The organism is Fundicoccus sp. Sow4_F4 (assembly GCF_052116145.1).
Lineage (GTDB): Bacteria > Bacillota > Bacilli > Lactobacillales > Aerococcaceae > Fundicoccus.
Genome location: NZ_JBQKLQ010000005.1, coordinates 28,820 through 49,073, shown reverse-complemented (window position 1 = coordinate 49,073; position 20,254 = coordinate 28,820). Strand labels below are relative to the sequence as shown.

The window sequence follows — 20,254 nt, the reverse complement described above, 5'->3', positions numbered from 1 at the left end:
TACTAGGAGTTTTGGGTTATACTCCTAGCGGCGTTTTTTGGTGTTGGATTTGAAAGTGGTGTGGCAAAAATTCTTTGCTTGATGGGGCGCTTCGTTATCAATTCACGAGTCGTCTATGTAGACAACAATAAGTTTGGGTGTAATCTCATCAGCTGGGCTAGCTGAGACCAGAAACTATGGTCAATGGTTTATTTACGCCAGTAACTGGTGAGGTCTTTTTTATCTTCAAGGTTATAATCGATGATGTCTTTTAATAAGGACAGGTTAATAGGTGTTTTCCAAGGGAAATTTACGTTCATTGTTCCGTAGTTTAGGTCGTTTTCATCGAAAGTTTCAGCGAAGTGTCGGACAGCTTTTCCTTCGATGGAGACAGCAAGATGTTTCTTGGTATGTTTAAAGCTGATGATATGGGTGCCATGGGCAACAAAGGTTGGTGAACTCCATGCGATTCGTTCAGTCATATCGGGATAATTTTCCCTCACCCAATTCAGCACATCGCGTGTGATTTTTTGATGTTCCTCATTGGTAATGGTCGCTAGGTAATCGTCAAAAGTTTCCATGTGGTCCTCCTTAGTTTGTATTAGCTATATTGTAGGGTAAATGATTGAAAATAGGTAGTGAAAAGAATAGGTGGTACGGTTTGTCAGATTGTACATTCACTCAAATCTACATTATAATAAACAACAAGTAATGGCAGTAGGTAAATAAAATGATTGGAAGTGTTTAAATGAATGTTACGATTTGGTCTGATTTTGTGTGTCCTTTTTGCTATATTGGTGAAGCGCATTTGGCAAAAGCTCTGGCAGAATTGGATTTTGGTGATCAGGTAGAAATTGAATATAAGAGTTTTTTATTAAATCCGGAGGCGAAATATGATGACAATAAAAGCTATCTACAATCATTAGCAGACGACAAAGGCATGCCGCTTGAACAAGCAAAGGAAATGACTCAGCGTGTAGTGGATATGGGACAAGCCGCTGGTTTGGCTATAGATTTTGAACAGGCTAAATATGCGCCAACTCAAGATGCTCACCGGGTCTTTCAATATGCTAAAGAAAACGGGAAAGGTAATGAGTATTTTGAGCGCTTTTACCAAGCTTACTTTACACAAGGTGAGAACTTAGGAGAAGCAGAAGTGATTGTAAAACTTTCGAAAGAAGTTGGTTTAGATGAAGAAGTTGTACGCTCAATCCTAGCATCCGAAGATTATCAAGACGCGTTTTATGCAGACATTCAACAAGCGCAAATGATTGGAGTCCAAGGTGTTCCGTTCTTTGTCTTAGCCAATAAATACGCCGTGTCAGGTGCACAACCCACTGAATTATTTAAAGAAGCTCTAACCCAAGCATGGCAAGAGCAAGCAGATGCCTAAATAAATGGAAAGTGAGGCGATGATTAATGAGCCATAAAGATACACTTGAAGCAGTGAGCGATCAAGTTGAAGATAGCCAAACACTTTTGGCACAAAATCCTATCAGCAAAAAGCAACGGTTGACAGAACTTTTAGTTGACTGGCTGATGATCTGTTTGTATTTGATTAGTCTTTTCCTAGTTATGTTAATTGTTAACTACTTTGTTTATGGTGAAGCTTTACCGGCTCAAGATGAACGGTATAGTCATTTAATCGCGACCTTTACGACGAGCGTACCCATCAGCTTAATTTTTGCTTGGTTAGATTATCGTTGGGCAGGCACACTAGGGAAGCGCTTCGCAGGCTTAACAGTTCGATTTAAAAAACTATCCTTCGGACGAAGCTTATTGCGAAATATTATTAAATTCTTACCGTGGCAGTTTGGACATATGGCTGTCATTCATTTTATGTTTGGAGAAATTGACGCCTTTGGCATCGTTAGTTATGGTCTGTCTGTGGGATTATTAGTCCTATTTTTGTATATGGGTTTGTACCGTTTGGATAAACGTCATCTTGCTGATTTAATCGCAGGTTCTCAAGTAGTTCAAGCGACGAATTCATCAGAGAAATCAGAGGGGTAATCTTGTTAGGACGGTGTTTGTTTACTGTTTGACAAGCAGGAATATCGATTGAAAATTAAGTTTTTTAAAAGCTAAACAATACTCTAGCTTTATCCTTTTGCAAGATGTATAATGCTTCTATTAATCTTATGAGGTGAATAGAATGAAACCGTGTAGAGTATTCGAGCCTAAAGAACCGATTAAAGCAATCAAGGACTTTTCTCGAGAGTTGCTTAAATATAAAAAACGCGAAGGACTGGATTTAACGATTATTAAAGAGTCGATGGAACCTGTTATCGAAATTGAAGGTAGACAATATGTCTGTCACTTAGGCGACGCTAATCTGGCTGAAACTGAAAATCCTTTTCAACGAGCATTTGGGATGATGAGTACAGTTAAAGAACGAAAGGTCGTCAAATTGAACTTAGTGAAATAGTTGAAAATTTTGAAAGAGTAGCTTAATTGCTACTCTTTTTATTCTCATAGGGGCTTTGTCATGGTAAAATGTGGTAAAATAGTGATTAACTTATGAATTAGACTGTTGATTTTCAAATAAGCCTTTCGAGTTTTGTGTGAAGGCGGTTGCTAATTAATGGAGTGATTTAATCGTGAGATTAGTGAGTATAAGGAGCAAGTGGATATGAACACAGAATTTATTAAAAAGCATATAAAATATGTTCTACCGGCAGTCGGTATCGGGATTTTCATTCTATTATATTTGCTTGGCATATGGTTTTTCCAATCGCACTTCGTCCCTAACACGAAGGTGGGTGCAATTAGCGTTAGCCAATTGACACTTGAAAATGCCCAAGCACATGTTCAAAAAGAATTAGAAGAACAGCAAGTGATGTTAACTGAAAATGAGCAAGAATTGGGGTATATTGAATTATCTCAACTCAATGTTCAATCAGATACAACAGCGATTTTACAGCAATTATTGGAGCAACAATCTGCAGCCAAATGGCCTGTTTATCTGTTTGCTTCACCACAATCGGTTGAGCAGTTGGATGAGTATGTAACGTTCGATTCGTCAATGATAGAAGGCTTGATGGTTAGTGTGGGTGTCAATAACAATGAGCGTACTGCCAGCGCTGATGCTTATATTGGGATTAGCGAAGCGGGCGTCTATCAAATTAAAGAAGAAGTATATGGTCAACAAATTTCTGCCACGTCATTTGAATCAGCATTAGAAAAGCAATTAGAAAATGGAAAGAATAGTCTCGATTTAGCTTCAGCTTACATTCAACCATTGGTGCGTCAGGATACAGCTGAGGTGACTGATTTACAAGCACGCTTGGATAAGATGCAAAATGTCGCTATAACGTTGAAATTAGATGGAGAATCGATTGTGATACCAAGTGATGAAATTGCGAGTTGGATTTTTGTTGATGAAAGTCAAGAACCACAAGTGAATGTAGAATTGATTGAAGATTATTTATACGGTTTAAATGAGACTTACGCTTCATTATTCAAAACACGTCAGTTTGAAAGTACATACCAAGGGACAGTCACATTGGAACCTGGGACTTATGGCTGGTATATTGATCGCTATACAGAAGCGGAGAATATAGCTGCCAATGTTTTAGCAGGTGAAGATGCGACACGTGAACCGGCGATTGGTGGAAGTGGTTATGGGGTAGATATCAGTGATGACATTGGTGCCTCATATGTTGAAGTGGATGTTTATCATCAGATGATGACCATTTATATTGAAGGCGAAGTTGCTTTGCAAACAGCTATTGTAACTGGAACGCCGGGCACCAATACAGTGCCAGGAACTTACCAAGTGTGGAACATGGAAGAAGAGAGTACTTTGGTCGGTTACAATCCACGAACTGAAATGGATTATGAACAGCCAGTTGATTACTGGATAGCATTTGATGATCAAGCACAAGGCATTCATGATGCGAACTGGCAATCTTCTTTTGGGGGCGAAGCATACTTGAGTAATGGTTCCCTAGGTTGTATCAATACACCGCCAGGTGTAATGCCAGATGTCTTTGAACTTGTTTATTATGGCATGCCTGTAGTTATTTTCTAAAGAATATAAGCACTAGCACATATGTTTTCATTTAATAATGAAAAAAGAAGCCAGTTTCGAGTGAACCGTTAGACGGTTGTACTCGAAACTGGCTTTTATTAGTATTAATTTCTTAGGTCATCGTGCGAGGTATCGTATTGCTGACCTTCGTTTTGCAATTTATAATTTCGGACCAGACGATTTAAGTTAGTCAATTTCTCTTCGTAAGTGAAACTAGCAGCCATGATATGAGTCACACCATTGGCTTCAAATTGATGATGTTCCTTCACTTCTTCTTGATGTTTTGCTTCAGAAAAGAACATATCTAAATAATCTTCTCGGTTTTCACGGTTCATTTCCATGTAATTGACAGCTTCAGGTGGGACCTTTCCGTAAAATTTCATGATGATTTGCTCATGAGCCGTAAATAATGTTTCAAGACGTTCTCGGAAAATCGTCCGGAACTCATCTGGAAAATCATAATAGATATGACTGTATTTATGTAAAGCATCTAATAAATCGATAGCACTTTGAGTCGTACGGCCCATGTGTCGGTAAATGACTAATTTTCGAGCGCGTGCTACACGTTCAGATTTTGAAATGATCCATTCTTCGCTGATTAATCGAAATAATGTATTGAATTGACTCATTTGTTTTTTGGCCCACTGAAGATCACGGTGTAGGATTGAAAAGTCCGTGTTCTTACGCAGGGTGGCTCGCAATAATAGAAGTACTTCACTAGTGACTGTTTCTAATGTTTTAAAGAACTGAGCATCATGTTTAGGGGGATGTATCAGTAAGTTGATAACAAATGAAATCGAAACGCCAATGACTGTCTCAATGACACGAGCAAAAGCTGTCATGATATAATCAGTGTCAGTGCTCAACATAATAACAACAATTGTTACAATGGTTAATGGAATTACATCACTCAATTTTAAACCATTCAATACAGCAATTGCCAAAACAGCAGATACCCCGATTGCAATAGGGGAATTACCAATCGCATAAATCATTAGAACGGCGAGTAAACCACCAATCGAGTTGGCAACAACACGACTAATAAAAGTTTCAAAAGATTTTTTAACGGAAGGTTGAGTAGATAAACTTGCCGCAATACCGGCTAGGGCCCCACTACTGTCTGGAAACAATAAGATTGAGGCATAAATCGATAATGTTATGGCAAGACCGGTCTTAAGAACCCGTGCGCCAATTTTCATATGTATAAGCTCCTATGTCATTTAAATTTTATGGTTGCAAAAAAGAAAAATTCATTATACCTTATCATAAAACATCTACGAAAAAATTCAAGCATGTATCCTCAATTTAACATAAGTTTTATTCGATTAAGAGTTTGATTAGATATTGGAAATTTCGGATTGTTTGCTATAATGAAGATAAAGTAATTTGTGTAAGGAGGCGTTAGGATGACCAAGGAACATCCTCATAATCATGATTATTTGATAGAAGAAGTCATTCATGATTTAAAATTAAAAGGTATTCGAATAACACCACAACGTCATGCAATCTTGACCTACATGGTGAATAGTCATCGCCATCCGACAGTTGAAGAAATTTATCTAGATTTATTGCCAGATTATCCTGGAATGAGTCTAGCAACGGTTTACAATAACTTGCGAACTTTTGTTAATGAAGGTCTTGTCAAGGAGCTTAAGATATCTGGTTCAACCAGTCATTATGATTTCATTGCTCACGATCATCATCATGTGATTTGTGAGAATTGCGGTCGGATTGCCGATTTTAATTTTGCAGAGATAAAGAAAGTTGAACAGGCTGCTCAATCACAAACAGGCTATCTCATTTATCATACAAACTTAGAGGTGCATGGACTCTGTCCAACTTGTCAATCGGCTATTCAATCGACACTTTAATATAGTTAATTGGTATAAAACTCTAAAACATCCTACAAGGTCTAGTAAAACTTACGATATTACTTTGAATCATATTCTGAAGGACGTTTTCCATCTAAAAAATCGCCTACTGCCATTAAGCAAGTAAGCGATTGGTTGATTTATTATGTGTAAGCTAGACCGATAGCTGTTTCCATACGAGCTAACGTGCGATTAGCTATTTCACTTGCCTTGGCAGCTCCTGTTGCCAAGATTTTATCTAATTCGTCACTTTCAAGTAATTCTGAATAACGTGTTTGAATTGGTTCGAGCACAGAAATCACTACTTCAGCTAAATCACCTTTAAACTTCCCGTATCCTTGCCCCTCGTAACGAGCCACAATGTCATCAATTGCTTCGTTGTTTAAAACAGAGTACATTTCTAATAAATTTGCGACGGCTGGTTGGTTGGCTTTGTCGTATTGAACGATGCCTAAAGAGTCAGTCACCGCACTTTTAATTTTCTTTGTAATTACGTTTGGTGTATCTAACATTGAAATATATGATTTAGGATTCGTGTCTGATTTACTCATTTTACTGGTTGGATCTTGTAAACTCATCACGCGACCGCCGGCTTTAGGAAAGATGCCTTCAGGTTTTACTAGTAGTTTTTTTCCGTAACGTGAGTTGAAACGGTCAACGAAATCACGTGTTAATTCAACGTGTTGTTTTTGGTCATCACCAACTGGAACGTATTGTGCATTATAGAGGACAATGTCTGCCACCATTAAAGGAGGGTAGACAAGTAAACCAGCACCGATGGATTCCTGTTTTGAAGACTTGTCTTTATATTGAGTCATCCTTTCTAATTCCCCAAGACCTGTATTGCACATTACAATCCATGCCGCTTGTGCATGTGCAGCAACATCAGATTGAACGAAAATCGTTGATTTCTCTGGATCGATCCCTAATGCAATATATAAGGCTGCTAGTTGACGCGTCATCAGTTTTAATTCTTTTGGATCTTGTTGAACTGTGATGGCATGTTGGTTGACGATACAATAAGTGGCATCGTAAGTGTCTTGCAATTCAGCAAAGCCACGCATTGCCCCAATATAATTGCCGATGGTTGGAATGCCAGAAGGCTGAACGCCTGAAAAAATAGTCGGTTTCATAAAATTACCTCGCTTCTAAATGATAAGAAATACTTAAGAATACATGAAATTTAATTCGAATTTTATATATTTTTAAAAGTTATTGATAATTCATTATAGCCTAAATTCGACTAAATAACAAAATAATTAGGCGTTTCTCATCATTTAAATATTTTATAATATACAAAAATTGACCTTCAATTAAATGATGGCAGAATTCAAATTATTGATTTGTTGTTGTCAAGACAAGTTGAACCTCTTGTGTGGCAATGCTATACTTTAAATCATAAAGCGAATAATATTGTGAAATGCTATACGGAGTGTACTGTTTAAGTTAGGATAGATTTTGAAAATTATTTTTATCCTTAAAGTCAGAATGCAACAATAAAGTAAGCAACACTTAGGAAAACGCACGTAATTTAGTTGAATAGAAGCTGGAAACATGTTCAAGAAAAGAAAGGAAGATCTTTTATGGTAACATTGTATATTACTCCTAGCTGCACGTCTTGTCGAAAAGCACGAGCGTGGTTGGAAGAACATTCCATTCCTTATGTAGAACGCAATATTTTCACTGAGCCATTATCTTTAACGGAAATCAAATCGATTTTACGAATGACCGAAGAAGGAACTGAGGATATTGTATCCACTCGTTCTAAGGCTTATTCTGAATTAGATGTTGAATTAAGTGAGCTACCCCTTAATACTTTCTTTGAAATGGTTCAAACTCAACCAGGCCTATTACGCCGTCCGATTTTAATTGACGAGAAACGCCTTCAAATTGGTTTTAATGAAGATGAAATCCGTCGTTTCTTGCCACGTGAAGTACGTGCAAGAGAATTACAAAGAGCTCGCGCTTTAGTTAATGAGTAATTCTTAAGAGCTGACTTATATTGAATTTTACGAAGTGAGATTAAGCCTAGGCTTAGTCTCACTTCTTTGTGTATTTATAGGGTGCTGGCGATTGATGAAAGCGGGGATTGACGGTGGAAGCATGCGAACCGATTCATTATTATTAGCACGCTTCACGAGTCGCTAAACTTAAAGTCATTCAATATCGCAGCCTAGAACTGCGTAGATCAATTAATTAATTTAGACTCTTTCCTGTAGGTTGAACTTAGCAACTTACAAACGGTTAGAATAACTAAAAATTAAGAAAAGCATGGTTTATCATAAAACAGAAGAAGGATTGTATCTATCCCTTATAGCTTGTTTTCAGTCAGGATAGTCAAGTTAATATTAGAATTTGAAAGTAATCTGAATTACATCTTGAATTTATCTACCGAGAAGTGCTATGATAGGAAGACAATTAGTTTGTTTCTAGTCTGATTAGTTGTATAATAGATATAGAATCAATAGGGGGTGACGATATGGAAATGGAACGTATAAATGAAAATTTAATCAAGGTGATGATTGGCGTGGATGATTTAGAAGAGCGTGGAATTAATTTTCTCGATCTAATCGGAGATCAATCTAGCATCGAACAGTTCTTTTATTCAATTTTAGAAGAAGTAGATGTTGATAATCATTTCCACGAGTCAGAGGCGGTTACTTTTCAAGTAATGCCTAGTTCTGAAGGACTAGAGCTCTATATTAGCCGTACAAACCTAAACGAGATGGACGAATTCTGGGAAGATGAAGTGACAAAGCGTATTCGTAAACATAAAAACGAAAAGCGCAAACAAGCCCAAGAAGAGCAAAACAACGAGCAAGCTGATAACGAAGAGCCTGAAGAAGTCAAAAGCAGCGATGAGGACAAACATATGACTCTATTAGACTTATTTAACCCTGAATATGCGAACAATGAAGATGATACTGAAGAAATGAACTATGACGACGAAGTAATTGTTTTCAATCAATTGAATGATTTTATCAAGATGGCCCGTGAATTGCCGACGGATAAATTAATTGCTAATTTATATCATATGAGTGAACGTTACTACTTAGTAGTGACTGAAGTGGATATGTCTATCAGGGAAGAAGCTGCTTACCATAAAGTATTAACAATGCTTGAATATGGTGAAACACACCATACTACTGAAGCGGTTTTAGCTGAACACGGAACCTTAATTAGAGAAGGCGATGCCTTAGAATTTTTCGGGTTAAATTTTTAGTTTAAAAACTTATCAAAAATTTAACAATTAAAAAAGCATAATCCCCTCCTAAATGTGTATTTATACATAGGAGGGGATTTTTTTATGTACGCAGCCATTACAAGTGACGGTCAAATCATCTATGCCAATGAAATGAAAGAGACGGCTGAGCAGCCGACTTTTTATTGTCCGACTTGCCAACAAGTGCTCACTCACAAAATCAGTAGTACCGGCAAGGGTTACTTCAGTCATCTAACTAGTTGCCAGAATGATTTACCAGCAAGGCACACACAAGAGTCCGAAACCCATCTCACTGCCAAACGATTACTTCAAAACACTCTCGAAGCATCGGGCTATGCTGTCCAGATAGAACATCCAATCGAGATAGCTCAACAAATAGCAGATGTCTATTTATTAAATAGTCATTCTTTGACACCGCGCCAAGTGATTGAATTTCAAAGAGTCCCCATTGGGGCTGAGTTGATTCGTTCACGCACACAGAATTATCTTCAAGCTGTCGATAAGTGTACTTGGCTAATTGATGAAGAAGTATTTAAAGGAGGCTACCGTCAAACGTGGCTTCAAACGATGGTAGCCTATTCTAGTGTCCTAGGCTTTCATTGGCAAGCATTGAACGTTTCGAAACGAGAGTGGGTCATCAAATTTAAGATGCCGATCATTTATCAAGCGCATCGAATTCAATTGTCCGAGAAACGGTTAGACTTGGATGTTCCTTTATACAATGTCTGGGAGTTCCCTGAAAACTATGTGAATGACAAGGTTCACTATCCTTTATACCGACGACCACAGCGTCAAGCGACCTATTATAGACACATAAAGCAAATCATGACACAAAGCACCTACCAAAAAGCAATTCGTGATTTATACGCTAAAGGGGTTCTGTTACAAACTTTGCCTCAATGGATGGTGATGGAAAGATGGCAAATGCTTGTGTTTAAATCACCGGGCTGGCTTTGCCTGGCGTGGTGCTTCTATCTTATCAGTCAATGTGAACATGACTCATTTACCAAAACTGATTTAGAAAATGGCATCCATGCATTGGTTCAAGCAGGTCACTTAGTAATGGCGGACATGCCACTTATTGAAGAGGACCTTGTTTCTTTACTAGTACCAAGTCTCGTTAATCTGTTTCTTGAAAAAGAACTGATAGAAAGAGCTGGCTATCATCGCTGGAAATTACATACCAAAGTTCATAGCTAAAACGTTTTAAATTGGCTATCCGTGTGTTAAGATTATTTTGTAGTGAAAATTATGATAATTATCTTAGGAGGATGAGGATGTCTACTCAACAAATCATGACTCGTGACCAAGTCGAGGAAAAATACACTTGGGATTTAAGTGTGATGTACGCAGACGATGCAGCTTGGGAAGCTGATTTCGAATTATTACAAGAAAAATTACCTAAATTAAGTGCCGTTCAAGGCAGTTTGAGCGAAAGTTCGGATCAATTAGTTGGAGCAATTGAAGTGCTCTTGGATACGCAAAGAACCGTAAGTAACTTATATGTTTATGCTTCAATGAAAAATGACCAAGATCAAAACAACTCAACTTATCAAACACTGGATGCACGTGCTGGCCAATTGTATAGCCAATTTTCTCAAACAGTGTCTTTCTTTGAACCAGAATTACTTGCGATTGAGGAAGAAACACTTACTAAATGGTTAGAAGAAAACCCACGCTTAGCAGTTTATCGTCAGATGTTAGACGACAGAACGCGTTTTCGTGCCCATGTTTTATCAAAAGAAGAAGAGATGTTACTAGCCCAAGCAAGTGAAATTTTCGATGGAGCGACGAAAACTTTCGGCTTATTAAATAATGCAGATTTAGTTTTCCCATCGATTGAAGACGAGAAGGGTCAGAAAGTTCAATTAACCCATAGTTTATATGGGAAACTATTAGAAAGTTCAGATCGACGTGTGCGACGTGATACTTTCAAAGGTTTTTATCGTGTTTACGAACAATTCAAAAACACGATGGCTTCTGTTTTAAGTACTCAAATTAAAACAAATAACTATCAAGCAAAGGTGCGTCGCTTCGAATCAGCGCGTGCAGCAGCCTTATTCCAAAATAACATTCCAGAATCTGTTTACGATACATTGTTAGGAACGGTTGAAAATCGACTAGATTTATTACATCGCTATGTTAACTTACGTAAAGACTTATTGAATGTTGAAGACTTAGAAATGTACGATATGTACACACCGTTACTTGGTGAGGCACCGATTAACTTTACGTACGAAGAAGCCAAAGAAATCACACTGAAAGCTTTAGCGCCATTAGGTGAAGAATATGTCGGAATTATGCGAGAAGCCTTTGATGAGCGTTGGATTGATTTATTTGAAAACAAAGGCAAACGAAGCGGTGCCTATTCTTCAGGTACTTATGATAGCAAGCCATATATATTAATGAATTGGCAAGATAACGTTAATTGGTTATATACGCTTGTTCATGAATTGGGCCATAGTGCACATAGCTACTTAACGCATAAAAACCAAGAGTTTGTTTATGGTAACTATTCAATTTTCTTAGCAGAAATTGCGTCGACAACGAACGAAAACTTATTAACAAGCTATCTGTTAGAAACATACACTGAACCAAAGGTAAGATTGTATGTCTTGAATCATTTCTTAGATGGCTTAAAAGGAACGATGTTCCGTCAAACACAATTTGCTGAATTTGAGCACTTTATGTATGAATCTGATGCTAATGGTATTCCATTAACGCAACAATTTTTATCAGAAAATTATCAGAAAATGAATGCTAAATACTATGGTCCTGCTGTAAATTCAGACTCTGAGATTGCTTTAGAGTGGACGCGTATTCCGCATTTCTATTATAACTATTATGTATTCCAATATGCGACTGGTTTCGCTGCTGCGACAGCTTTCTCAGATAGAATTCTTGCTGGAGAAGAAGGCGCATTGGATAACTATTTAGGGTTCTTGAAGTCGGGTAATAGTCATTATGCCATTGACACAATGAAAATTGCTGGCCTTGATATGACACAAAGTGATTATATTGATGCTGCTTTAGATGTCTTTGCAGAGCGTCTAAATGAATTCGAAACATTATTAGCAAAACAATAAGCTTAATCGATTGAGTCTTTTCTCTCACATTAGCCAAACTATTGTTGCTTACAGTTTATATACTGTAAGTGAATGGACTGGTGATATGTGAGAGTTTTTATTTTAAGTTGCTATCTTGGGTATTGAGATTAAATATGTCAACTAAATGATTGGGTCGATAGGTTTAAAAACAAAAATTGAAAGGATTCATTCAAGTTAACTCTCTTCTCTTATTTCACTGACCATTCCACATCTACCACTCATTTCAAGGTGACGATCCAAGAAATCGGAGGAGTTGGGAGAATATGTGAATTTTTTATGTTGAATTAAGCTCTAGCTTGAATCAAACGGTTAATCAGATATACTTATAGCTAACTACAAAATGATTAAGGGGTGATTGGATGAGAAATCGTTATGAGAATTTGAATTTGATTTTGCGTGGAATCTTATCGATTAGTCTCGCAATCGCCTTGTTTATCTTTCGCGAGCAAGTCATTATTTTCTTTACGCAAGTGATTATTGCTTTCTTATTTATCAATGGTGGTGCTAAATTTATGCAGGTGGTTATGTGGCAACGATCGAATAAGCAACTATCTCAAATTATTATGCAATTATTAGTGGCTTGTGCTCACTTAATGATAGCGTCTTGGCTACTGCTCGAACAAGATTTCACGACGGTATTCCTTGTAAAAGCCATTGGTTATTATCAATTATTGATGGCAGTAATCAATGTGATGTCTTATTTATTGATGGTAAATGATGGAGTGAAACACCACTTTGATATATTAATTAGAGCGACTATCCATTTATTCTTTGGTTTATCTAGTTTAGTTTTGCCGACCGCAGTGGATAGTACATTGATTAGGGTGGGGTGGTACTTCATTCTATTAGGCGTAGCGTCAATTATCGATGGCAGAGATGCAGCTAAACAAGCAGTTAGATCTGTCAGTCATAAGAGACGGTGGCGAATTGGGGCTCCGGTTATTTTTACCGTTCTTTTACCTGATACTTTGATTCGTGAATTTAATCAGTATTTTACCGTAGAAGGTGTGAGTCCGAATACTTCAGTAGCAATAGTTGAAGCGAATAGAAAGACTTATAATCAGTATAATGCCGAAGATTTAGAAGTGTTTATTCATGTAGGGAAAACTGGCTTTGACCGTGTAGGACATGTGGATATTAGTTATAAGAATCAGGTCTATTCTTATGGCAATCATGACATCGAGTCTCGAAAGGTCTTTGATTTGATTGGTGATGGGGTCTTATTCGTTGCAGATAAGTTTAAGTATATTGAATTCTGTATGAGTGAAGGATCGACGGTTTTTGTTTATGCGATTCGCTTATCAAGTCAACAGAAAATTGCATTAGAGGCAGAGTTAGAAAATTTAATGGCAGATACGCAAAGTTGGGAGTTAACTGAAGAGAGTCAAAGGCAAGATTACGTTGGGAAAATGCAGAAGGCAACTGAAGCGACGCTCTTTAAGTTTTCAAGAGGTAAGTTTAAGACTTATTTTGTCCTAGGGACGAATTGTGTTTTATTGGCAGATCAATTAATAGGCACTAGTGGTGTGGATATACTAGCTTTGAATGGGGTGTTGACTCCAGGGGCATATTTAGAATACTTTGAGCGTGAGTCTCAAAAGGAATGGTCCTTTATTTCGGCCAAGTTTATTATTAATGAAGGAATTTTTCGTGATAAGCAACAGAAAATAAAAAAAGAAGAGGCCTAGTGGCTTCTTCTTTTTTTTTTGATGATTTAATCTCGAAAAGCGGCTTCAAGACGGTAAATTCTTGACCCTCTGGATGAGAATTTTTCTTCGTATTCGGTCATGATGTTGCCTTCGTAACCTGAGCGATGTAGGTCAAGCCATACTTGTTTGAAGAACATGCCGTATTCAGACATACTGGCGAGTGAAAATTCAAATAGGCCTTGGTTATCGGTCTTAAAGTGAATCTCACCTTTGGGTTTTAAAATGATTTGATATTGTTTTAAAAAATCAGAAGAGGTTAGGCGTCTTTTTTCATGACGTTTTTTAGGCCATGGGTCACTAAAGTTTAAGTAGACGCGGTCTAATTCACCTGGGCTGAAGTATTGAGATAAGTCTCGTCCGTCAGCATTCACAATTTGTAAGTTAGGTAATTGTGCTTCGATTTGTAATTCAAGCACAGAAATGATGACGCTAGTCTGTAATTCCATGCTGATGTAATTGATTTCTGGATGAGCTGCGGCCATTTCCACAATGAATTTACCTTTACCTGAACCTACTTCAAGATGAATCGGTTGCTCTTTAGCAAAGCGTGTTTGCCATTTGCCGATTAAGTCTTCCGGTTTTTCTGGAACGTATTGTGGGTATTCAGCTAATTTATCTTTTGCCCATGGTTTGTGTCTTAGACGCATTGTTCGGCTGACTCCTTGTCTATTGCTTGTTAATGTTGTTCGTAAATACTTTTTAGTAATAAGACGATCTCGTTCAATTTATGGTGACGATTTTCGTTGAAATATTGTTTGATTAAGAATAAACAGTTTAAAATACTATACCATCTCACACGTTTATAGAAACTTTCACTCATGTTAAAGTCATAAGCTTCGAACCATTCCATCCACTCGCTTGGTGTAAAGTATTGGACGAGTAGTAAAGTGATATCGCTTAATGGATCAGCTACACGGACGTTGTCCCAATCGACAAGATAAAGTTGTTCATCGGCTGAAACCAAAAAGTTGTTATGGTTTAAGTCGCCGTGACACACTACATAGTCTACTTGGTAAAAATCATCATCGATAGAGTCTTCAAGACTTTGGATAACTTGATTAAAATATTGATGGTTTTGAAGTGAGGGAGCTAAGTCGCTGAAATACAAATCAATTAAATCGAGTGGACGACACACTTTCCCATCTACAAAACGTAACATGTTCAATAAGTAAGTTGAATCATGGATATCTTTAATCAGTTTAATAACTGCTTCATCTGCCATATTGTCTTTTGTAAGTAATTCTCCTTCGGTCCAATCTTGAGCCGTTAGAATATCTCCAGAATAAGTTCTTTGTGTCCATCTTAATTTGGGAGTAATACCTGAAGCAGATAGTGCAGCGATGAAGGGAGAGGTATTACGTTTGAGAAAGACTTTCTCGTCACTTTTTACACCCATATATGCTCGGCCAGTATTCCCACCAATCGGGTGTAATTGCCAGTCTTCTTTCTCTTTAAATGCCATAATAGTGCTCCTTTCTTCATTTTTTAGAGTCTTGCCTTAATTAATCACGAAATTACATTGTATCACGCAAATGTGTAGGGTCAAGCCCTTTTGACATTAAAATTTAATGATATTGTTGTTTGACTGCATCATTTGCTATGACAAAGGTATCTAAAATGTCACCTGTGTAGATATCACAAGCGAATTGATACTGAACCAAACGATCTTGTTCAATGCGGCTAATCCCGCCAATATACACAAGTGGCTGGCTATCGAAGGTTTCATATTCTACGGCTTCGTAATCTATCCATGAGCCTTCAATCGGACCTTGTACAGAGAAAATACTGCGGACTTGATTTAAGACTTTCCCTGCATTCAACGCACGGTTTTCTTTATAGAAAGCAACACCTGCTGCACCGATTATGATTCCTGTGGCTACGAGTAAGGTATTTAATAGGTTGTTCGAACGATTATTTAACATGCTTACACTCCTTGTATGTACACTTAGTATCATACATTGTAACATTATTCAGTCTTTTCTGCGAAAAATAATGTAGTAGATTACAGTCTTCAAAAGTTAAGAATCTATTAAAGACTTGAGAGCTATCTTAAACAGCAAAACATTGATTTTACAAGGGGTTTGTGTAAAAATGGAATAGATATACAGATGAATAATGTTGTTAAAAAGGAGGCGGCAGATTTATTCTGTCACATGCATATGGAAGATAAAACATTTAAATTAATTAAAGACTTAACGGAATTACAAGGTATCTCCGGTAATGAAGGCCGTGTTCGCCAATACTTAAAAGAACACATGACACCATTAGTAGATGAAGTGAACATTAGTGGTTTAGGGAATGTTTTTGGTGTGAAAAAAAATACCGACACAAATGCACCTAAGTTGATGTTAGCAGCACATATGGACGAAGTTGGTTTTATGGTTAGCCGTATTACCCCAAACGGTTCTTTAGCTGTTGTACCAATTGGTGGCTGGAATCCTTACAGTGTCTCAGCGCAGCGTTATACACTACAAACTCGCAAAGGAGACTATGTGTGTATTTCTAGTTCTGTAGCACCACATTTATTAAGAGGGGCTAAAGGAGACAGCAAGTTAAAAGTAGAAGATATTTTATTTGATGCAGGTTTTGTATCTGAAGAAGAAGCTTTAGAGTATGGCGTTCGTCCAGGCGATTCCATTGTGCCAGAGACTGAGACCGTTTATACGGCCAATAAGCAGAATATTATAGCGAAAGCTTGGGACAACCGTTATGGTTGTGCAGTGATGTTGGAAACATTACAAGCTGTAAAAGATGTAGCATTAGACTCTACTTTAATTGCTGGCGCGACTGTTCAAGAAGAAGTCGGTTTACGTGGCGTTAAAGGAGCGGTACATGAGTATCAACCAGATGTTTTCCTAGCGGTGGATTGTTCACCAGCAAATGATACAGAAGGTAAAAAAGATGAATTCGGTCAATTAGGCGAAGGTTTCTTATTACGTGTACAAGATCCTGGACATATCACTCATAAAGGCATGCGTGAATTTTTATTCGACACTGCACAAACGCACAACATCCCTTATCAATTCTTCTTCTCTAAAGGTGGAACGGATGCTGGGGCGGCTCATGTAATGAATGCCGGTGTGCCCAGTGCAGTCATCGGAGTAGCAGGACGTTACATTCACGGACACCAGACATTATTCAGAATTTCTGATTATGACGCAGCAAAAGAAATGGTTCAAAAAATAGTCACTACTTTTGACCGAACAACTTTAGAAACTATTCTTCAAAACAGTTAAGAAATGTAGTAGAATAGTAGAGCTATAGATAACAATCATTTTAAATCAAGGAAGGACTATATTATACATGTGGTTAGCTTTTTATAATCAACAAGCCGTTGGTGATGTTTTAATGTTAACAAGTGGATCAATTTCAGATGATCATGTTGTTACAAAATCAAATGGAGATGTCACACTTATCAAAGATCGTACAAACGAATCAGTCGTTGCGCTCAACCTTTTCAATATTTCTAAAACGTTAGAAATAGCGGGCAATGGCCTAGTAGCATTGAGTCAAGAACAAGCAGATAGTGTGAATGGATTAATTCAAGCAGCTGGTTTTGATGTGACAGTGGCTTTCGATAATTCACCTAAATTTGTCGTAGGTTACGTGGAAGAATGTGTCGCACATCAAGATAGCGATCATTTAAGCATCACTCAAACACGCGTAAGCGAAGATGAAGTCTTGCAAATTGTTTGTGGTGCTCGTAATATTGCAAAAGGTCAACACGTTTTGGTGGCTAAGCCAGGCGCAGTCATGCCTTCTGGTGCCATTATTTGGGCAGGTGCTTTACGTGGCGTTGAAAGCTTGGGCATGATTTGTTCAACTCGTGAACTAGGTTTAGCCTACCTGGAAGACTTGCCAGGGATCTGGGAACTGAGACCTCAGTTTGAAGCAGGCACTTCATTAAAAGATGTAGTGGCAGCTTACTAAGTCAATTGAATCAGGAAAGTGGTATGAATAAACACCATGATTCCAATTATTCCAATTATTCCAATTATTCTAAATAATCGATAATAGTTGAGCGACCACTACTGATTATGTAAGCGAGTCGTTTTAATGTTTAGTCATTGAAACGCCGATGTTTGTTATGAAGTCACACTGGTTTGCTCAAATGTATTTCGTGATAATGCTTTATAATATAATGGCACATCAAGAAGGGGGAAAACGATGACTGAATATGATGGACCTGCTTTTAACCAAAAGAAAGAATCACACTCATTAAAGAACCGTCGTTTTAATCAGCTTTCTCAACGTGAATCTTCTAAAACATATTTTGAGCCTGCGATGAAAGAACGCAGAAAAGTGTTTCCGACAATATCAGACATGCCAAAGGCATCCAATAGGTCGGATCATCCGCTGCTTCCAACGCAACAAGCTAAAGAGGCAAGTGACCACGAAGCGATTGCTTCACAAATGGATGTTAGAGAAAAACGACCAGAATATGAAGGGCAAGGGCAATCGTCGCAACAACAGATTCAACGTTCGACATTTGAACAAGCCAATCGTGCAACCCCACAAGCTGATTATGAGATCCCTTTTTTGAAGAACCATGAAAAGCAAATAAAAAAATTAAATCAAGCGTCTTTAGAAAACGCAATGAATGAAAGACAGACACAACCGATGAGTAAACCTGTTCAACCTAATCGACCAGCTCGAACGCTTGCAGAAACTTATCCACAACTTACAAAGACGCTAAAAGAGAACCAGCAAGAAACTATTGAAACATCTGTAAAGACATCGACGACGTATGACACAAGTGTGAAAGAAAAGCCATCGTCCAAGACTGTCTTTCAACCGACAGAACTTCCTAAACCTTATAAAGGTCATGAACGACGCAAAGAAGATGTGGAAGAAATAAGGGAGCTTGCGAAACGTTTGGTAAAAACGCGAGAGACGTTTTTGCTGTTTGAACATTAGGAGGAACAATTTACATGATTAACAAAAATACGACCTATCATTTTGTCGGCATTAAAGGCTCTGGTATGAGTGCCTTAGCTTTAATTCTTCACGGCGAAGGGTTTAAAGTTCAAGGAAGCGATATTGGGAAGTATTTCTTTACCCAACAAGAACTTGAAAACCAAAACATTAACATGTTGGAGTTTGATGCAGATAATATTCAAGCTGGTCAGACAATTATAGCAGGGAATGCTTTTGGAGACGACCATCCAGAGCTTGTTCGTGCGCGTGAATTAGATTTACCAATTTCACGCTACCATGACTTTATTGGAAATTTGATTTCACAATATACAAGTATTGCGGTAACAGGTTCTCATGGTAAAACATCGACAACAGGATTGTTATCACACACCCTTAAAAATTTAGCACCATTAAGTTATTTAATCGGTGATGGTACAGGTTATGGTGACGAATCGTCGACTTATTTTGCTTTAGAAGCTTGTGAATATCGTCGCCATTTCTTAGCTTATCAACCAGATTATACCATTATCACAAATATTGATTTTGATCACCCGGATTACTATCGTTCGATTGAAGATGTTTTCCAAGCCTTCCAAACATTTGCTATGCAAGCAAAAAAAGCGATTGTAGCATGTGGAGAAGATGACTATTTGCCAGATTTAAAAGCTGATGTGCCGATCTATTACTACGGTTTTAATGAAGCATTTGATGTATATGCAACGAAGATTGAACGGACAGTCGATGGTTCTGACTTTGATGTTGTCATCAAAGGTGAGCGCTTTGGTCGCTTCCATTTACCAGCTTATGGCGAACATAATATCTTAAATGCCTTAGCGATTATCACTGTTTTACAATTAGAAGGCTTCAAAGCAACAGATATTGCGGAACATTTAAAAACATTCAGTGGCGTGAAACGTCGTTTCTCAGTGAAGCAAGTTCATGACTTAACACTAATTGATGACTATGCTCACCATCCATCGGAAATACGTGCCACGATTGATGCTGCTAAACAAAAATACCCGAATCGTGAAGTGGTTGCTATATTCCAACCGCATACTTTTAGTCGTACGGTTGCTTTATTACATGAATTCGCTGAAGCGCTGAACTTAGCAGATGAAGTTTATTTAGTTGATATCTTTAATTCAGCCCGTGAGGCAGTTGGTGAAGTGACGATTCAGGATTTAGCTAACTTAATTAAAGATGATGTAGAGATTATTTCTAATGAACATTTATCACCTTTAATGAAATACCAAGATGCTGTCATCTTATTTATGGGAGCAGGGGACATTGACCAAATTGCTCGTCAATTTGAAACATCTTATGCTCAATTGAAACCTAATAAATTATAAAACTACAGGTCAACGATGGATAGTTCGAATATCTCGTTGGCCTTTTCGTGTCATCATGCTAAAAAC

20 protein-coding genes are annotated in these 20,254 nt (G+C 37.7%); 14 read left to right on the top strand and 6 right to left on the bottom strand.

The genetic code is table 11. The features are described 5' to 3' along the window. Positions 1-188: 188 nt before the first annotated feature. Complete coding sequence (locus tag ACTQ5J_RS08495; protein ID WP_441752360.1) at positions 189-560, bottom strand: iron chaperone; 372 nt, start codon at positions 558-560, stop codon at positions 189-191. 167 nt (positions 561-727) lie between these two features. Here ACTQ5J_RS08495 and ACTQ5J_RS08490 point away from each other — a divergent pair, with 167 nt between their 5' ends. The 4 genes from ACTQ5J_RS08490 to ACTQ5J_RS08475 all read left to right on the top strand — a co-directional run bounded on the left by ACTQ5J_RS08490 (position 728) and on the right by ACTQ5J_RS08475 (position 4,012). Then, positions 728-1,372, top strand: a complete 645-nt coding sequence (locus tag ACTQ5J_RS08490; RefSeq protein ID WP_441752359.1) for a DsbA family oxidoreductase — start codon at positions 728-730, stop codon at positions 1,370-1,372. A 26-nt stretch (positions 1,373-1,398) separates the two neighbouring features. Further along, on the top strand, positions 1,399-1,992 hold the full coding sequence (locus tag ACTQ5J_RS08485; protein ID WP_441752358.1) for an RDD family protein: 594 nt from the start codon (positions 1,399-1,401) through the stop codon (positions 1,990-1,992). 142 nt (positions 1,993-2,134) lie between these two features. Continuing rightward, positions 2,135-2,407, top strand: coding sequence for a hypothetical protein (locus ACTQ5J_RS08480; RefSeq protein WP_441752357.1), 273 nt, complete (start codon positions 2,135-2,137; stop codon positions 2,405-2,407). 204 nt (positions 2,408-2,611) lie between these two features. After that, positions 2,612-4,012 carry a L,D-transpeptidase family protein gene (locus ACTQ5J_RS08475; RefSeq protein ID WP_441752356.1) on the top strand — a complete coding sequence of 467 codons (1,401 nt, stop codon included), beginning with the start codon at positions 2,612-2,614 and terminating at the stop codon, positions 4,010-4,012. 104 nt (positions 4,013-4,116) lie between these two features. Here the strand turns inward: ACTQ5J_RS08475 and ACTQ5J_RS08470 are convergent, their stop codons facing one another. Continuing rightward, the gene (locus ACTQ5J_RS08470; RefSeq protein ID WP_441752355.1) at positions 4,117-5,211 is read right to left on the bottom strand and encodes an FUSC family protein; all 1,095 of its coding nucleotides are present in this window, start codon (positions 5,209-5,211) and stop codon (positions 4,117-4,119) included. A 207-nt stretch (positions 5,212-5,418) separates the two neighbouring features. Here ACTQ5J_RS08470 and ACTQ5J_RS08465 point away from each other — a divergent pair, with 207 nt between their 5' ends. Further along, positions 5,419-5,883, top strand: coding sequence for a Fur family transcriptional regulator (locus ACTQ5J_RS08465; RefSeq protein ID WP_441752354.1), 465 nt, complete (start codon positions 5,419-5,421; stop codon positions 5,881-5,883). Positions 5,884-6,026: 143 nt separating this feature from the next. On the opposite strand, the gene trpS is transcribed toward ACTQ5J_RS08465, so the two are convergent. Continuing rightward, positions 6,027-7,016, bottom strand: coding sequence for a tryptophan--tRNA ligase (gene trpS, locus ACTQ5J_RS08460; RefSeq protein ID WP_441752353.1), 990 nt, complete (start codon positions 7,014-7,016; stop codon positions 6,027-6,029). A gap of 450 nt (positions 7,017-7,466) precedes the next feature. On the opposite strand from trpS, the gene spxA reads away from it, so the two are divergent. The 5 genes from spxA to ACTQ5J_RS08435 all read left to right on the top strand — a co-directional run bounded on the left by spxA (position 7,467) and on the right by ACTQ5J_RS08435 (position 13,901). After that, positions 7,467-7,865, top strand: coding sequence for a transcriptional regulator SpxA (gene spxA / locus ACTQ5J_RS08455; protein WP_441752352.1), 399 nt, complete (start codon positions 7,467-7,469; stop codon positions 7,863-7,865). A gap of 497 nt (positions 7,866-8,362) precedes the next feature. Then, positions 8,363-9,106 (top strand): adaptor protein MecA, encoded by a 744-nt coding sequence (locus ACTQ5J_RS08450; RefSeq protein ID WP_441752351.1) that lies wholly within the window; start codon positions 8,363-8,365, stop codon positions 9,104-9,106. A gap of 84 nt (positions 9,107-9,190) precedes the next feature. Then, positions 9,191-10,306 carry a competence protein CoiA gene (locus ACTQ5J_RS08445; protein WP_441752350.1) on the top strand — a complete coding sequence of 372 codons (1,116 nt, stop codon included), beginning with the start codon at positions 9,191-9,193 and terminating at the stop codon, positions 10,304-10,306. 77 nt (positions 10,307-10,383) lie between these two features. Then, positions 10,384-12,192 carry an oligoendopeptidase F gene (gene pepF / locus ACTQ5J_RS08440; protein WP_441752349.1) on the top strand — a complete coding sequence of 603 codons (1,809 nt, stop codon included), beginning with the start codon at positions 10,384-10,386 and terminating at the stop codon, positions 12,190-12,192. A 380-nt stretch (positions 12,193-12,572) separates the two neighbouring features. Continuing rightward, positions 12,573-13,901 (top strand): hypothetical protein, encoded by a 1,329-nt coding sequence (locus tag ACTQ5J_RS08435; RefSeq protein WP_441752348.1) that lies wholly within the window; start codon positions 12,573-12,575, stop codon positions 13,899-13,901. A gap of 26 nt (positions 13,902-13,927) precedes the next feature. Here the strand turns inward: ACTQ5J_RS08435 and trmB are convergent, their stop codons facing one another. From trmB to ACTQ5J_RS08420, 3 genes are all read right to left on the bottom strand, one after another. After that, positions 13,928-14,569, bottom strand: a complete 642-nt coding sequence (gene trmB, locus ACTQ5J_RS08430) for a tRNA (guanosine(46)-N7)-methyltransferase TrmB (RefSeq protein WP_441752347.1) — start codon at positions 14,567-14,569, stop codon at positions 13,928-13,930. A 29-nt stretch (positions 14,570-14,598) separates the two neighbouring features. Then, a complete protein-coding gene (locus ACTQ5J_RS08425; RefSeq protein ID WP_441752346.1) occupies positions 14,599-15,384 on the bottom strand; it encodes a phosphotransferase family protein in 786 nt (261 codons plus the stop codon). Positions 15,385-15,487: 103 nt separating this feature from the next. Further along, complete coding sequence (locus ACTQ5J_RS08420; protein WP_441752345.1) at positions 15,488-15,844, bottom strand: hypothetical protein; 357 nt, start codon at positions 15,842-15,844, stop codon at positions 15,488-15,490. Positions 15,845-16,081: 237 nt separating this feature from the next. Between ACTQ5J_RS08420 and pepA the strand changes: the two genes are divergently transcribed. The 4 genes from pepA to murC all read left to right on the top strand — a co-directional run bounded on the left by pepA (position 16,082) and on the right by murC (position 20,188). Then, on the top strand, positions 16,082-17,158 hold the full coding sequence (pepA, locus tag ACTQ5J_RS08415) for a glutamyl aminopeptidase (RefSeq protein WP_441752511.1): 1,077 nt from the start codon (positions 16,082-16,084) through the stop codon (positions 17,156-17,158). Positions 17,159-17,225: 67 nt separating this feature from the next. Further along, positions 17,226-17,852: a YtpR family tRNA-binding protein gene (gene ytpR, locus ACTQ5J_RS08410; RefSeq protein WP_441752344.1), complete on the top strand. Its 627-nt coding sequence runs from the start codon at positions 17,226-17,228 to the stop codon at positions 17,850-17,852. Positions 17,853-18,089: 237 nt separating this feature from the next. Further along, complete coding sequence (locus tag ACTQ5J_RS08405) at positions 18,090-18,839, top strand: hypothetical protein (RefSeq protein WP_441752343.1); 750 nt, start codon at positions 18,090-18,092, stop codon at positions 18,837-18,839. A gap of 14 nt (positions 18,840-18,853) precedes the next feature. Beyond that, positions 18,854-20,188, top strand: a complete 1,335-nt coding sequence (gene murC, locus ACTQ5J_RS08400; protein WP_441752342.1) for a UDP-N-acetylmuramate--L-alanine ligase — start codon at positions 18,854-18,856, stop codon at positions 20,186-20,188. Positions 20,189-20,254 lie beyond the last annotated feature (66 nt).